Annotated in this window: 13 protein-coding genes; 1 reads left to right on the top strand and 12 read right to left on the bottom strand. The window is 62.2% G+C overall.

Annotation, left to right across the window (positions count from 1 at the left end; genetic code table 11):
* Positions 1 to 2: 2 nt before the first annotated feature.
* A complete protein-coding gene (gene ppsA / locus JAB6_RS18450) occupies positions 3 to 2,435 on the bottom strand; it encodes a phosphoenolpyruvate synthase (RefSeq protein WP_034752367.1) in 2,433 nt (810 codons plus the stop codon).
* 152 nt (positions 2,436 to 2,587) lie between these two features.
* Between ppsA and JAB6_RS18445 the strand changes: the two genes are divergently transcribed.
* Positions 2,588 to 3,436 (top strand): pyruvate, water dikinase regulatory protein, encoded by an 849-nt coding sequence (locus tag JAB6_RS18445; RefSeq protein WP_034752226.1) that lies wholly within the window; start codon positions 2,588 to 2,590, stop codon positions 3,434 to 3,436.
* A gap of 38 nt (positions 3,437 to 3,474) precedes the next feature.
* On the opposite strand, the gene JAB6_RS18440 is transcribed toward JAB6_RS18445, so the two are convergent.
* The 11 genes from JAB6_RS18440 to ispC all read right to left on the bottom strand — a co-directional run bounded on the left by JAB6_RS18440 (position 3,475) and on the right by ispC (position 15,328).
* Positions 3,475 to 4,677 (bottom strand): aminotransferase class V-fold PLP-dependent enzyme, encoded by a 1,203-nt coding sequence (locus JAB6_RS18440; RefSeq protein ID WP_070304019.1) that lies wholly within the window; start codon positions 4,675 to 4,677, stop codon positions 3,475 to 3,477.
* Between the two features lie 11 nt (positions 4,678 to 4,688).
* On the bottom strand, positions 4,689 to 5,474 hold the full coding sequence (locus JAB6_RS18435) for an RNA methyltransferase (protein ID WP_070304018.1): 786 nt from the start codon (positions 5,472 to 5,474) through the stop codon (positions 4,689 to 4,691).
* A complete protein-coding gene (rnhB, locus tag JAB6_RS18430) occupies positions 5,471 to 6,109 on the bottom strand; it encodes a ribonuclease HII (protein ID WP_070304017.1) in 639 nt (212 codons plus the stop codon). Before rnhB ends, JAB6_RS18435 begins: the two co-directional genes overlap by 4 nt.
* 37 nt (positions 6,110 to 6,146) lie before the next feature.
* Positions 6,147 to 7,322 (bottom strand): lipid-A-disaccharide synthase, encoded by a 1,176-nt coding sequence (gene lpxB / locus JAB6_RS18425; RefSeq protein WP_070304016.1) that lies wholly within the window; start codon positions 7,320 to 7,322, stop codon positions 6,147 to 6,149.
* Entirely contained in the window at positions 7,306 to 8,097 is a 792-nt protein-coding gene (lpxA, locus tag JAB6_RS18420) for an acyl-ACP--UDP-N-acetylglucosamine O-acyltransferase (protein WP_070304015.1), read from the bottom strand. Before lpxA ends, lpxB begins: the two co-directional genes overlap by 17 nt.
* A 1-nt stretch (position 8,098) precedes the next feature.
* Positions 8,099 to 8,593 (bottom strand): 3-hydroxyacyl-ACP dehydratase FabZ, encoded by a 495-nt coding sequence (gene fabZ, locus JAB6_RS18415; RefSeq protein WP_034752234.1) that lies wholly within the window; start codon positions 8,591 to 8,593, stop codon positions 8,099 to 8,101.
* A complete protein-coding gene (gene lpxD, locus JAB6_RS18410) occupies positions 8,590 to 9,645 on the bottom strand; it encodes a UDP-3-O-(3-hydroxymyristoyl)glucosamine N-acyltransferase (protein ID WP_070304014.1) in 1,056 nt (351 codons plus the stop codon). Before lpxD ends, fabZ begins: the two co-directional genes overlap by 4 nt.
* A gap of 149 nt (positions 9,646 to 9,794) precedes the next feature.
* Positions 9,795 to 10,313: an OmpH family outer membrane protein gene (locus JAB6_RS18405; RefSeq protein ID WP_051991282.1), complete on the bottom strand. Its 519-nt coding sequence runs from the start codon at positions 10,311 to 10,313 to the stop codon at positions 9,795 to 9,797.
* A gap of 52 nt (positions 10,314 to 10,365) precedes the next feature.
* A complete protein-coding gene (gene bamA / locus JAB6_RS18400; RefSeq protein WP_034752241.1) occupies positions 10,366 to 12,702 on the bottom strand; it encodes an outer membrane protein assembly factor BamA in 2,337 nt (778 codons plus the stop codon).
* A gap of 83 nt (positions 12,703 to 12,785) precedes the next feature.
* Positions 12,786 to 14,147 carry an RIP metalloprotease RseP gene (rseP, locus tag JAB6_RS18395; protein WP_070304013.1) on the bottom strand — a complete coding sequence of 454 codons (1,362 nt, stop codon included), beginning with the start codon at positions 14,145 to 14,147 and terminating at the stop codon, positions 12,786 to 12,788.
* Positions 14,144 to 15,328 carry a 1-deoxy-D-xylulose-5-phosphate reductoisomerase gene (gene ispC, locus JAB6_RS18390; protein ID WP_070304012.1) on the bottom strand — a complete coding sequence of 395 codons (1,185 nt, stop codon included), beginning with the start codon at positions 15,326 to 15,328 and terminating at the stop codon, positions 14,144 to 14,146. Before ispC ends, rseP begins: the two co-directional genes overlap by 4 nt.
* Positions 15,329 to 15,334: the final 6 nt, after the last annotated feature.

The following is a 15,334-nucleotide window of genomic DNA, read 5'->3' as shown; positions in this document are numbered from 1 at the left end:
GCTTACGCTTTCAGCGCAGCGAGCTTTTGCCAGGTATCGATCACCGAGTCGGGATTCAGGGACATCGATTCGATGCCCTGCTCCATCAGCCAGACGGCGAAGTCAGGGTGGTCCGAAGGACCCTGGCCGCAAATGCCGATGTACTTGCCGCGTGCCAGGCAAGCCTTGATGGCCAGGGCCAGCAGGGCTTTCACGGCAGGATCGCGCTCGTCGAAGTCGGCGGCCAGCAATTCCATGCCGGAATCGCGGTCCAGGCCCAGGGTCAGCTGGGTCAGGTCGTTCGAACCGATCGAGAAGCCGTCGAAATGGTCGAGGAACTGGTCGGCCAGGATGGCGTTCGACGGTACTTCGCACATCATGATGACGCGCAAGTCGTTCTCGCCGCGCTTCAGGCCATTCTTTGCCAGCAGGTCGATGACTTTCTCGGCTTGGCCCAGGGTACGCACGAATGGCACCATGATTTCCACGTTCGTCAGGCCCATGTCGTTACGCACGCGCTTCATCGCTTCGCATTCCATGTTGAACGCTTCGGAGAAGTCGGCCGACAGGTAGCGCGCCGCGCCGCGGAAGCCCAGCATCGGGTTTTCCTCGTCCGGCTCGTAGCGCGAACCGCCGATCAGCTTCTTGTACTCGTTCGACTTGAAGTCGGACAGGCGCACGATGACTTTTTTCGGCCAGAACGCGGCGGCGATGGTGGCGATGCCTTCGGCCAGCTTGTCGATGTAGAACGCCTTCGGCGAAGCGTGGCCGCGCGCCACCGATTCCACGGCCTTTTTCAGGTCGGCGTCGATGTTCGGGTACTCGAGGATCGCGCGCGGATGCACACCAATATTGTTATTGATGATGAATTCCAGGCGCGCCAGGCCCACGCCCGCATTCGGCACGGACTGGAAGTCGAACGCCAGCTGCGGATTGCCCACGTTGAGCATGATCTTGGTGTCGAGCTTCGGCAATTCGCCGCGCGATACTTCCGACACTTCCGTTTCCAGCAAGCCATCGTAGATCTTGCCTTCGTCGCCTTCGGAGCACACGACGGTGACGAACGTGCCGTCTTTCAGCACGTCGGTCGCGTCGCCGCAGCCGACGACGGCCGGCACGCCGAGTTCACGGGCAATAATTGCAGCGTGGCAAGTACGGCCACCACGGTTGGTGACGATGGCCGATGCGCGCTTCATGACCGGTTCCCAGTTCGGGTCCGTCATGTCGGCAACGAGCACGTCGCCTGGCTGCACACGCTCCATGTCGGCCGGGTCGTGAATCACGCGCACAGGGCCGGCGCCGATCTTCTGGCCGATGGCGCGGCCGGACGTCAGCACGGTGCCCGTGCTTTTCAGCTTGAAGCGCTCCTGCACGTCGGTCGCCTTTTGCTGCGACTTGACGGTTTCAGGACGCGCCTGCAGGATGTACAGCTTGCCGTCGCGGCCATCCTTGCCCCACTCGATGTCCATCGGACGGCCGTAGTGGTTTTCAATGATGACGGCGTATTTGGCCAGCTCCACCACTTCGCTGTCGTTCAGCGAGTAGCGGTTGCGCATTTCGACGGGCACGTCGACGGTTTTCACGGAACGGCCAGCTTTCGCTTCGTTCGTGAATTCCATCTTCAGCAGCTTCGAGCCGATATTGCGGCGGATCACAGGCGACTTGCCTTTTTCCAGCATCGGCTTGTGCACATAGAATTCGTCTGGGTTGACGGCGCCCTGCACCACGGTTTCACCGAGGCCATAGCTGGAGGTGACGAAGACCACGTCCTTGAAGCCCGATTCCGTGTCGATGGTGAACATCACGCCGGCCGCGCCCAGGTCGGAACGCACCATGCGCTGCACGCCGGCCGACAAGGCCACTTCAGCGTGCGTAAAGCCTTTATGTACGCGGTACGAGATGGCGCGGTCGTTGTACAGCGACGCGAACACCTGTTTCATGGCCTCGAGCACGTTGTCGATGCCGACCACGTTCAGGAAGGTTTCTTGCTGACCAGCAAAAGACGCGTCCGGCAAGTCTTCCGCCGTGGCGGAGGAGCGCACGGCAAACGACATTTCCGTGTCGGAATCGGCCACCAGCTTGGCGTAGAACTGGTCGATTTCGGCGGCCAGGCGTGGCTGGAATGGCGTTTCCACGATCCATTGACGGATCTCGGCACCGGCTTGCGCCAGCGAGCGCACGTCATCGATGTTCAGCCCTTCGAGGCGCTGGGCGATGCGTTCGGCCAGCGGCAAGCCGCCATTGGCGCTATACGACAGGAAATCGCGGAATGCCTGCGCCGTGGTGGCAAAGCCACCGGGCACGCGCACGCCGGCTTCCGCCAGCTGGCTGATCATTTCGCCCAGGGAGGCGTTCTTGCCGCCGACGGATTCGACATCCGTCATGCGCAAATGCTCGAACGAGGCAACATACACCGCGTCCTTGTCTTCCTGCTGTTGCGATACTGCGTTGGTCATAATGACACCCTTACTGATGATAGAAATCTTTACGCGCGGCGCACAGACAGTCTTCTTGTTATTCTTGGCGTCGTGCAGCACAATCATACCGTTGCAGCCATTTTACCTTGTGCGGCGCAAATTGACGACGCACAATCTTGATCCGAAAACCCATGACACAAGAACCACGCCCTCCTCTGCCCTCCGCGGCCCGCACCGTCTTCTTCGTTTCCGACGGCACCGGCATCACCGCCGAGACGTTCGGCCACTCGGTGCTGACGCAGTTCGATCTGCGCTTCCGCCAGATCCGCCTGCCCTTCATCGACACCATGGACAAGGCCCATGAGGCGGCGCGCAAGATCAACGAGGCGTTTGCCAGCGACGGCCAGCGTCCGATCATTTTCTCCACCCTGGTGAAGAACGACCTGTCGGCCGTGATCCGCAAGTCCAGCGGCATGCACATGGACCTGATCCAGACCTTTGTCGCCCCGCTGGAGCAGGAATTGGGCGTCATGTCGACCCATACCATCGGCCGCTCGCACAACATCGTCGACAGCGAGGAGTACAAGAACCGCATCGAGGCGATCAACTATTCGCTGGCGCACGACGACGGCCAGTCGCACAAGAACCTGTCATCGGCCGATGTCATTCTGGTGGGTGTTTCGCGCTCTGGCAAGACCCCGACCAGCCTGTATCTGGCCATGCAATATGGCATCAAGGCGGCCAATTATCCGCTGATTCCCGACGATTTCGAGCGCGACAAGCTGCCATCGGCCTTGCTGGAATTTAAGAATAAAATTTTCGGATTGAGCATTACGCCCGAACGTTTGTCGGAAATACGCAACGAAAGACGCGCTGGCAGCAAGTATGCGGCCATTGAAAATTGCCGTTACGAGGTCAACGAGGCGGAAAAAATGATGAAACGCGAGGGAATACGCTGGCTGTCGTCGACCACCAAGTCGATCGAAGAGATCTCCACGACCATCTTGCAAGAGATTAAGCCGAACCGCCGCGAATACTGAGAAAAACACCTGACCAGACCTGCCGCGCGTCGGTTTTGTCAGGTGGTCGCCTCGCTGGACAGCACCGTCAGCGCGGCCACCAGCTGATCGAGTTCACCGGTGGTGGTCGTGATGGCGACCGTGGCGCGCACAACATCGGTATCGCCGATATTGCGCTGCACGGTAAAGACGCCGAAACGCTGCAGCAAGGCTTGCTGCAGATCGCGCGCGCTCATGCCATCGACTGCAAAGGCGACCAGCGCCGTACCACGCCTCGCATCGAGCGGCGACAACATGCGCACGCCCGGCAGTTGCGCGGCGCGGCTGACCCAGTAATTGCGCAGCCAGGCCAGGCGTTCGTTCTTGGCCGGCGTGCCGCCCAGGCGCGCATGGAAATCCAACGCGGCAGGCGCGGCCAGGATGGCGCCGATCGGCGGCATGCCCATGTGCAGGCGGCTGCGGATATCGTCCAGCGGATAATCGTCGTCGCCACAATGCGGCTCGATCTTGTGCAGCTGCGATGCGCGGATATACACGACACCGAGTCCCGCCGGCGCCCCCAGCCATTTGTGCAGATTGAAACCGGCGAAATCGACGCCCATGGCCTGCACGTCCACGTCGACCTGTCCCAGCGCATGGGCGCTGTCGAGCAGCACGTCGATGCCGTGCTCGCGCGCCAGCGCCATGATGTCCTTGAGCGGCAGTTGCTGGCCGTTGGCCGGCGTCACCTGCGACAGCAGCAGCAATTTTGGATTGACGGCCTGGCGCATGGCTTGCGCGTAACGGGCGATGATCTCGTCATCGCTGATGGGCAGGCTCAATGTGACTTGCGTGCTGGTGACGCCACGGCGCTGCGCCAGCCAGCGCATGGCCGTGCGCATGGCCGGATAATCGAGATTACTCCACAGCACCGTATCACCTGGCGCCAGACCATGGTATTGCGTGATCAGCACCTGCATCGATTCGGTGCCGCTGCGGGTCAGCAGGATCTCGTGCGGCTGCGCGCCGATCAGCGCGGCGACGCGCTGGCGCAGGATATCCACGTGCGTGCGCGTGAACTCGCCGCGCACGAAAGGGCTCAGTTGCTCGTTGGTGTAGCGCACGGCCTGCTCGAACGCCGCTTGCACGGGCGCGGCCATGGCGCCGAAATAACCATGTTCGAGATTGACGATGGCGTCCGGCGGCGCGGGATACAACGCGGCCACCTGGCGCCACCAGGCCTCGTCACGTACGGCACCATCGGCAAGCAGAGGAAAAGACATGGCTACCCTGTTCAGGACTGGCCCTGGCGCAGCTGCTCGAAGAAGCAGACGGCGGCGCAGGCGGCCACGTTCAGCGATTCGATCTGGCCCAGGTGGGGAATGACCACCTGGTGCGTCGCCATAGCCAGCAGGTCGTCGGCCACGCCCTGCCCTTCATGGCCGAACAGCCACGCGACGGGCTGGCGCAGGTCGACGTCGTACAGCTGCTTCGTGGCGTAGCCGCTGGTGGCCAGGGTCGCCACCTTGGCGCCCGCAACGAGCGCGGCCAGGTCGACGTTTTCAAAGATGTCGAGCACGAAGTGCGCACCCATGGCCGCGCGCAGCACCTTCGGCGACCAGCAAAAGGCCGTGCCGGCGCTGCAGTAGACCTGCGTGATGCCGGCGGCGGCCGCGCTGCGCAAAATCGACCCCACGTTGCCCGGATCTTGCAGGTTATCGAGCAGCACGGCCGACACGCTCAGTGGTTGCGTGACGGCCCGTTCCGGCGTCTCGATGAGGAACATCACGCCCACGCCGTGTTCGACCTGGCTCACGGCGTTGTACAGCGCGTCGGGCAAGCCCAATACATGCGCTCGCTGGCTTTCCAGCTGGCCGACGATCTCCGCCACTTCCGGATTCCGCAAGGCGCTTTCGCTGACAATGCACTGCTCCGGCATGCCGCGCAGCTGCAGGTACGACTGGCACAGGTGCACGCCGTCGAGCAAGGTGCGGCCCGACTTGCGGCGCGCCTGCGAACTGCCCGCCAGCTTCAGCAAATCCTTGTATTGCGCATTGTCGCGCGAAGTGATCGTCTTCATGCCGCCACCTCCTGTCCGCCAAACAGCGCGATCACGTTGCGCACGGGCGCGAACGAGCGGCGGTGCACGGGCGAGGCGCCGTGCAGGTGCAATCGCTCCAGGTGCAATTTGGTGCCATAACCCTTGTGCTGGTCGAAGCAGTATTCGGGATAGGCCGCATGCAGGTGTACGAGGGCCGCGTCGCGCGCCGTCTTGGCCAGGATCGAAGCGGCGGAAATCGAATCGACCTTGTCGTCGCCACCGACGATGGCCATGCCGCGTATCGGCATCACGGGACAGCGGTTGCCGTCGATCAAGGCCAGGGTCGGCACGGTGGCCAGGGCCTCGACGGCGCGGCGCATGGCCAGCATCGACGCCTGCAGGATGTTCAGGCGGTCGATCTCTTCTTCCGACGCTTCGGCGATGGCCCAGGCCAGGGCCTTGGCCTTGATCTGCGGCGCCAGCAAGTCGCGTTTTGCTTCGCTGAGTTTTTTCGAATCGCGCAAGCCGTCGATGGGCTGGTTCGGGTCGAGGATCACGGCGGCGGCGAACACGGGGCCGGCCAGCGGACCGCGGCCTGCCTCGTCGACGCCGCAGATGATTTCATCGAGCGAGAATGGCAAGTCGTCAAACAGGCCGGGATAGATATTTTTCACGTTGAATCTTTGGTAGGAACTGCGATTGAAACGGTGCTCACTTGTGGTTGGCGGCAATGACCTGCATGACGGCATTCGCGCTTTCCTGCGCGCTGTCGCGCAGCAGGCTGTGGTGCATGTCCGTGAAGCGCTGTACCAGGCGCAAACGGCCCGGCACGTCGCTCAGCTGCTGCCACATGGCCTCGGCCAGCGCTTCGGGGCTGGCCGCGTTTTGCAGCAGCTCGGGCACCAGGTAATCGCGCGCCAGGATGTTCGGCAAACCGATCCACGGCTGGTAGCCCATGTGGCGCATGATTTCCCACGAGGCGCGCATCATCTTGTAGGCGATGACCATGGGCTTCTTGTACAGCGCCACTTCCAGCGACGCCGTACCGGATGCCACCAGCACCGCATCGGCGGCGCAGATGGCCGTGTGCGAGCCGCCGTCCGTGAGCAAAATCTCGACGTCCTGCAAGCCCGCTTCCGCTATCAATTGCAGGAAGTACTGGCGCTGCTTTTCGCCGGCCATGGGCGCGACGAAACGCAAGGAGCGGTCGCGCGCCAGCAGCAGCTTGCAGGCGCCGACAAAGGCCACGGTATTGTATTTGAGTTCGCCCATGCGGCTGCCCGGCATCAAGGTCACGACATTCGCGTCTTCGGGCAAACCCAGGACACGCCGCGCGGCCGCTTCATCGGGCTGCAACGGAATCATCTCGGCCAGCGGATGACCGACATAGGTGACGGGCACGCCCGCCCTGCGGTAGATCTCTTCCTCGAATGGGAAGATCACCAACATGTGCGAGACGGCCTTGATGATTTTTTTGATGCGGCCACCGCGCCAGGCCCAGATCTGCGGCCCGATGTAATGCACGGTGGGGATGCCGCCTTCCTTGAGCTGCTGTTCCAGTCCCAGGTTAAAACCCGGATAGTCGGCGCCGATGAAGACGGCGGGACGCTCGGCCAGCAGCTGGTCGCGCAGCGCGTTCTGGATGCCCTTGATTTCGCGGTAGCGAGGGATGATCTCGAACAGGCCGCGCACGGTCAATTTGTCGAGCGGCCAGTCGGAAACAAAACCCTGCTTGGCCATGTGCTCGCCGCCGATGCCGTGGAAGCGCGCGCCGGGCAGCTGCGGCACGAGGCCCGACAGCAGCCGGCTGGCCAGCAGGTCACCCGACACCTCGCCGGCGACGATGGCGACCGACAGGTCGCTGGCATGGTCAGCGGACGATGCCACGCGACGCCACGCCAAGGAATTCGCGCATGGCGCGAATATGTTCCGCCACCTCGGGCGACGCTACCGCTTCTTCTTCGAACAGGGCTGCCTTGGATTCTTCCAGGGTCAGTCCCGAGCGGTAGATGAGTTTATACGCGGTGCGGATACCGTTGATCTGCTCGCGCGTAAAGCCGCGGCGTTTCAAGCCTTCGATATTGACGCCATGCGCCTGCGCCGGATTGCCGTTCAACAGGACGAATGGTGGCACGTCCTGCGTCAGGCTGGTACTCATGCCGACAAAGGCGTGCGCGCCGATCTTGCAGAACTGGTGCACATTGGCGAAGCCGCTCATGATGACCCAGTCGCCGATTTCCACGTGGCCCGCCAGCTGCGCGTTGTTCGAAAAAATCGTGTTGTTGCCCACCAGGCAGTCGTGCGCCAGGTGCACATACGCCGAGATCCAGTTGTCATTGCCCAGGCGCGTCACACCGCCGCCTTGCACGGTACCCGTGTTGAAGGTGCAGAATTCGCGGATCGTGTTGCGGTCGCCGATTTCCAGGCGCGTCGCCTCGCCCGCCCATTTTTTATCCTGTGGCTGCGCGCCGATGGAGGAAAACTGGAACAGGTGGTTGTCGGAGCCTATCGTCGTGTGGCCGTCGATGACCACGTGCGGGCCAACCCTGGTGCCAGCGCCGATGCGCACGTGCGGACCGATGATGGTGTACGGACCCACCTCGACCGAGCTGTCGAGCTCGGCCTTCGGATCGATGACTGCCGTGGAGTGGATGGCCGCCATGTTACTGTCCCGCTGGCTGGCTCGCAGACTGGCTCGCATCTTGCGCGCTGCGGATGGTGCACATCAGTTCCGCTTCCACCGCCAGCTTGCCGTCGACCGTACCGACGGCCTTGTATTTCCAGATGCCGCGCGAGACGCGCAGGATTTCCACATCCATCTTCAGCTGGTCGCCCGGTTCGACAGGACGCTTGAAGCGCGCATTGTCGATGCCGACGAAGTACACGACCGAATTTTCGTCCGGTTTCACGCCCATCGACAGGAACGACAGCAGGGCCGCCGTCTGCGCCAGCGCTTCGATCATCAGCACGCCAGGCATGACCGGCTTGTGCGGGAAATGGCCCTGGAAGAACTCTTCGTTGACCGTCACGTTCTTGATGGCGGTGATGGTCTTGTCCGCTTCCCAGTCCAGCACGCGGTCGACCAGCAGCAGCGGGTAGCGGTGCGGCAGCAGCGATTTGATGGCGAGGATGTCGAGGGTCTTTTTTTCAGTAGTCATTTTTCGTCTTGCGTGGTCAGTGTTTTAATTGTTTTTTCAAGCGCGCGGATTTTCTCGCGCATGCTTGACAGGTTGCGCACGATGGCGGCGCTCTTTTCCCAGTCGGCGTTCTTCGCCAGCGGATAAAAACCCGTGTACTGGCCCGGCTCCGCGATCGACCGCGAAACCATGCTGCCCGAGCCCACGTGGACGCGGTCGGCGATGGTCAGGTGGCCCAGCACCATGGCGGCGCCGCCAAAGGTGCAGTACTTGCCGATGATGGCGCTGCCAGCCACGCCGACGCAGCCGGCCATGGCCGTGTGCGCGCCGATATGGCAGTTGTGGCCGATCTGGATCTGGTTATCGAGCTTGACGCCATCTTCGATGATGGTGTCGGCCAGTGCGCCACGGTCGATGGTGGTGTTGGCGCCGATATCGACATCGTCACCGATCACCACCCTGCCCGTCTGCGGAATCTTGATATACACGCCGCCTTCGTTGGCGAAGCCGAATCCGTCGGTGCCGATCACGGCGCCCGAATGGATGATGCCGCGCTGGCCGATCACGCAGCGCGCGTGGAAGGTCACGTTGGCGAACAGCTGGGTGCCGGCGCCGATGACGGCGTCGCGGCCGATCACGCAGCCGGCGCCGATGACGCAGCCGGCGCCGATCACGGCGCCCGCTTCGATCACGGCGCGCGGTCCGACCGAGGCAGTGGCGTCGACCTGCGCACTGGCATCGACGATGGCGCTGGCATGGATACCCACGGGCGCCTTGATCTCGGCCAGGGCGGCGAAATACTGCGCAGCGCGCGCGAAATACACATAGGGATTCGGTGTGACGATGCGCGCGCCGGCGTAGTCGCCGCCGATCAGCGCGTCGTCAGCCGGCGTGAGTATCAGCGCGGAGGCGCCGCTCTGGGCCGCCTGTGCGCGGAATTTGCTATTGCTGAGAAAGCTGATGTGCGAAGCGCCAGCGTCAGCCAGCGGCGCGATCCCTGAAACTTCCAGGTTGGGATCGCCCGCCAACTGTCCGCCGAAGCGTTCGACCAATTCACCTAGTCGAGTGCCCATCGATATACCCTTATAAAAACGCCTGACTATGCCTACTGCGCGGCGCGATTTGCGGTCTCCGATGCTCACTGTGCTCCAGCACAGTTCCGCTTCTCAACCACAACTCACATCCGCTCGCTACGGCACTGCCAGGCTTGAAACCGTTTCGATTACTTGTCCAGCGCCTTCAAGACCTTGTCGGTGATGTCGATGCGCGGGCTGGCCCACAGGGCTTCCTGCAGCACGATGTCATATCCTTCGATATGCGCCATCTGCTGGATGATGGTGTTGGCTTTTTCCGCGATGGCGCTGCGCTCTTCGTTCGTGCGCTGGTTCAGGTCTTCGCGGAACTCGCGCTGGCGGCGCTGCAATTCCTTGTCCAGCTCGAAAAACTCGCGCTGGCGCTTGGCGCGCTCCGCCTCGCTCAGGGTCGGCATGTCCTTTTCCAGGGCTTCGTTGGCCACCTTGAAGCGGGCCGCCAGTTCCTGCACGGCTTTTTCGCGCGAGCGGAACTCTTCGGCCAACTTGGCGCTGGCCAGCTTGGCCAGCCTCGACTCGTTATAAATACGTTCGCTGCTGATCCAGGCGATCTTCGACTCCTGAGCCTGCGCCTGCACCGGCAACAGCGAACTCCAGCACAATGCGATCACGGCAAGGGTCTTGGGCAGGGTAGCGGATGCGGTGTTCATGATACTCCATGGTCAAAAAGTAAAAGCTGTCGCCCCCGTTCAGATGGCCCGGTCAGAAACCGGTGCCCATCTGGAACTGGAAGCGCTCCAGGCGGTCCGTCGGCTTGGCGTTCAGCGGCTTGGCGTAGCTCAGCTTGAGCGGGCCCACCGGCGAAATCCAGCTGATGCCCAAGCCAGCAGAATAGCGCAATTGCGACAGACGCATTTTTTCGCCTTCCTGGTAGACCTGGCCGCCGTCAAGGAAACCAAACCAGCGCAAGCTGCGGTCATTGCCCGAACCGGGGAATGGCATCTGCAGTTCCGCGTTCGCGATCAGGCGCGAAGCGCCGCCCAGTGCATCGTTGGTGCTCGGTTCGACCGCGCCCAGCGAGGAACTCAGGTAGCCGCGCACCGAACCGATACCGCCGCCGTAGAAGTTCTTGAAGACCGGATAGACGTGATTGCCGATGCCGTGGCCGTAATCGAGCTCGCCCTTCAACGCCAGGGTGACCTTGCTGAACAGCGGACGGAAATACTGGTGCTCATAAATGGCACGGAAGTATTTCTGGTCGCCGATCAGGTCAGCCTCCAGGTTGACGCGCTGGTAGCGGCCGATCGATGGCGTCAGTGCGCTGTCGCGGCTGTCGCGCTGCCATGCCGCCGTCAGCGGGATGGAATTCGTCGTGGCCGAACCGATACCGTCGGACGGGCCGCCATTGTCGACCACGTACTGCTTGAAGCGGATCGGGCTGGTGACGTCGGTTTCGATGCGCGAACGCTCGGCGCCGATACCGAAGAAGACGGTGTCAACTTCCGAGAACGGCACGCCGAAACTGACGCGGCCACCGGTCTGCTTGATCTTGTAGCTGCCGATGTTCAGCGCCGGCGGTTCCGTCGTACGCAGGTAGACTTCAAAGCTGCGCGAAATGCCATCGTCCGTGTAGTACGGATTGGTTTGCGAAAACGCGATCGTGCGGCTGTAATGGCTCGTATTGAGTTCGATGCCGACCGTGTTGCCGCTACCGGCGAAGTTGGCCTGCGAAATCGATGCCGACAGCGTGAATTTTTCCGATTGCGAGAAGGCGCCGCCGATCAGGAAGTTGCCGGTTGGTTTTTCCACCACCGTCACGTTGACGTCGACCTGGTCGGTCGTGCCCTGCGCTTCCGGCGTGTCGATGGTCACGTCCTTGAAGTAGCCGAGACGGTCGACACGGTCGCGCGACAGCTTGATCTTGTTGCTGTCGTACCAGGACGATTCGAACTGGCGGAATTCGCGGCGGATGACTTCATCGCGCGTGGTGGTGTTGCCGGCGATATTCATGTGGCGCACGTAGACGCGCTTGCCCGGATCGATGAAGAAGGTGAAGCCGACTTCATGCTTTTCGCGGTTGATTTCGGGATTGGCGTTGACGTTGGCAAACGCATAGCCGAACGTGGCCAGGCGGTCCTGGATACGTTTGTTCGTGGCCGTCAGGCGTGCGCCCGAGTAGATTTCGCCTTCGCGCATCAAGTTCAGCGCTTTCAGTTCTTCTTCACGGCCGAACATCTCGCCTTCGAACTTGGTGCCGGCGATCTTGTACTTCTCACCTTCGGTGATGTTGATCGTCAGGTAGATATCTTTTTTATCGGGCGTGATCGACACTTGCGTCGAATCGACCTGCATCTCGATATAGCCGCGGTCCAGGTAGTAGGACTTGAGCGACTCGATGTCGCCCGTCAGCTTGGTCTTCGAATATTGATCGGCCTTGGTGTACCAGCTGAACCAGCCGCCCGTGTTCAGGGCCAGCTGCTCGCGCAGTTCCTTGTCCGTGAAAGCCTTGTTGCCGACGATGTTGATCTGCTTGATGCGGGCCACGTCGCCCTCGTCGACGGCGAACACCACGTTGACGCGGTTACGCTCGATCGGCGTGACGGTGGTGGTGATCTTCACGCCGTACAAGCCATGCGACAGGTACTGGCGCTTGAGTTCCTGTTCCGCGCGGTCGACGGACGCCTTGTCGAAAATCTTGGCTTCACCGACGCCGATTTCCTTCAGCGCCTTGACCAGCACGTCCTTTTCAAATTCCTTGGTCCCGGTAAATGCCACGGAAGCGATGGCCGGGCGTTCCTCGACCAACACCACCAGCACGTCGCCATCGGCTTCCAGGCGCACATCCTTGAACATGCCCGTCGCATACAGGGCCTTGATGGCGGCAACGCTCTTCTCGTCGGAGAACGTTTCGCCGACCCGCACCGGCAGGTAGGCAAACACGGTGCCCGCTTCAGTACGCTGGATCCCTTCGACCCGGATGTCCTTGACAGTAAATGGCTGGACGGCCAGCGCATGGCCGGAACAGAAGGCCATGACGGCGGCGCCGATCAGGGTGCGGCGAAAGGAAGGCAAGGCAAAACGAGCAGAATGTAATTTCATTGGGGTTATTCAATGGGTAAATCAATGGACAACATACACAAAAGATTGCTTGTGCGACTCACGCAATGGCATCAACCACCGCCCTAATTCAGCAATCGCAACACGTCATTAAAGACGGCAAGCACCATCAAGGTCAGCAACAAACCGATCCCCAGGCGCTGGGCAATCTCGCCTACGCGCTCCGGCAAGGGGCGTCCGGTCAAAACTTCCAGCGAATAATACAGCAAATGCCCGCCATCCAGAACAGGAATGGGTAGCAAATTCATCACGCCCAGACTGATACTGATGAAGGCGATGAAGCTCAGATAGCTTACCAGGCCGATGCGTGCCGTCTGGCCCGCGTAATCGGCGATGGTAATGGGCCCCGTCACATTCTTCAGCGACACCTGGCCGGTGATCATCTTGCCCAGCATTTTCAGGCTCATGACACTGGTATCCCAGACCTTGGCGGACGCCTTGCCCACGGCAGAAAACGGTCCCGATGCCACGGTGATCATATCCGGCACCTGTCCCAGCTTTGCTTGTATCTTACCAACTGTTACAGCTCCCTCCGCCCCGGCGCCCGGCATGGCGTCCGGCGTAATGGGCAGGGTGAGGTCCTGCCCCTGGCGCAAGAGCTGCAATTGCAAGGTCTTGCCCGGCGCCTGGCTCAGGGTGGCAATGACGGCCGCCACGTCGTGCACGGGCTGGTCGTCGATGGCGAGAATCTGGTCGTTTTTCTGCAGGCCGGCACGCGCGGCGGCGCCATCGGGCATGATTTCCATCAGCGTGGGCGCGGAACGGGCCAGGGTCAGACCCAGCTTGCCCAGCACGTCGCCTTCCAGGTCCGTCTCCGTCAGGCTGGCCGTCGGCAACGTCGCTTCCTGCTGGCCACGGTCGGGACGGCGCACTTCGATGCGCGCCGGCTGCTTGTCGAGGGTGGCCTGGATCAGTTCCCAGCGCAGCTCGGACCAGCTGGCCACGGCCTTGCCATTGACGGCTTCAACGGTATCGCCGCTGCGCAGGCCGGCCGCGTATGCCGGCGTTTGTTCGGCCACGGGACCGAGTTTACTCGACGGTTCTTCGATGCCATACATGAACAGGCCTGCGTACAGCACGATGGCGACGAGGAAATTGGCCAGCGGACCGGCGGCCACGATGGCGATGCGGCGCCACACGCTCTGGCGCGTGAACTCGCGGCGCAATTCGCTTTCCGGCAAGTCGCTGAGGTCTTGCGCGCGGCTGTCGAGCATGCTCACATAGCCGCCCAGCGGCAATGCGGAAATCGCCCATTCCGTCTGGTCCTTGCCAAACTTGCGCGAATACACCACTTTTCCCATGCCGATCGAGAAACGCAGCACCTTCACGCCGCACCAGCGCGCCACCAGGTAGTGGCCCAGCTCGTGCAAGGTAATCAGTGAACCGAGCGCGACGATAAAAGCCAGCAAGGTGGTGATGAGCGTCATGCAGCCAGCCTTTGGGCAATGTACGCTTGCGCGGCCGCTCGGGCCAGGCGGTCCTGCTCCATCACGGCTTCGATGCTGGAAGCGGCGCCGTGCGGCACCGTCTCGATCACGTGCGCGATGACCCGGTCGATCTGGCGGAAGCCGATCCGTTCGTCAAGAAACGCTTGCACGGCCACTTCATTGGCCGCGTTGAGCAGGGCCGGCGCCGTGCCGCCCGCGCGCAGGGCGTCAAACGCCAGTGCCAGGCAGGGGAAACGGCGGAAATCGGGACGTTCGAACTGCAGAGTGGCCACTTGGGCCAGGTCCAGCTGCGCCACGCCGGAAGCGATGCGCTGCGGATACGCCAGCGCATGGGCGATCGGCGTGCGCATGTCCGGATTGCCCAGCTGGGCCAGCACGGAACCGTCGATGTAGGACACCATCGAATGGATCACGCTTTGCGGGTGGATCAGCACTTCGATCTGGTCGGCCGGCGCGCCGAACAGCCAGTGTGCCTCGATCACTTCCAGGCCCTTGTTCATCATGGTGGCCGAATCGACGGAAATCTTGCGCCCCATGGCCCAGGTCGGATGCTTGCACGCCTGGTCCGGCGTGACCGTGTCGAGCGTCTCGACGTCGCGCGTGAGGAAGGGACCGCCGGATGCCGTCAGCACGATTTTCGCCACGCCCGCAGCGCCTGGTGCGCGGCCATGCGCGTGCGGCATGCATTGGAAGATGGCGTTGTGTTCGCTGTCGATCGGCAGCAGCACCGCGCCGTTGTCATGCACGGCATCGATGAACAGCTGGCCGGACATGACCAGCGCTTCTTTATTGGCCAGCAATACTTTCTTGCCAGCACGCGCTGCCGCCAGGGTCGGCGCCAGGCCGGCCGCGCCGACGATGGCCGCCATCACGCCCGTCACCTGCGGCGCGCTGGCGATGGCGCACAGGGCTTCCACACCGTACTCGACTTCCGTAGACACGCCCTGCCCGCGCAGCAAGCGCGTCAGTTCAAGGGCCGCGTCCGCCGTGCCGACGACGGCGCGCTGGGGACGAAATTGCAGGCACTGGGCGGCCAGTTCGGCCACGCGGCTGTGCGCGCTCAGCGCATATACGCTGTATTGCTCTGGATGACGCGCGAGCACGTCCAGGGTGGACACGCCGATCGAGCCGGTCGCGCCAAGGATGGTGATGTATTGCATGAGTTT

The organism is Janthinobacterium sp. HH104 (genome assembly GCF_001758715.1).
GTDB lineage: Bacteria > Pseudomonadota > Gammaproteobacteria > Burkholderiales > Burkholderiaceae_D > Janthinobacterium > Janthinobacterium aestuarii.
The sequence above is the reverse complement of the archived record's forward strand: the minus strand, read 5'-3'. Positions and strand labels throughout refer to the sequence as shown.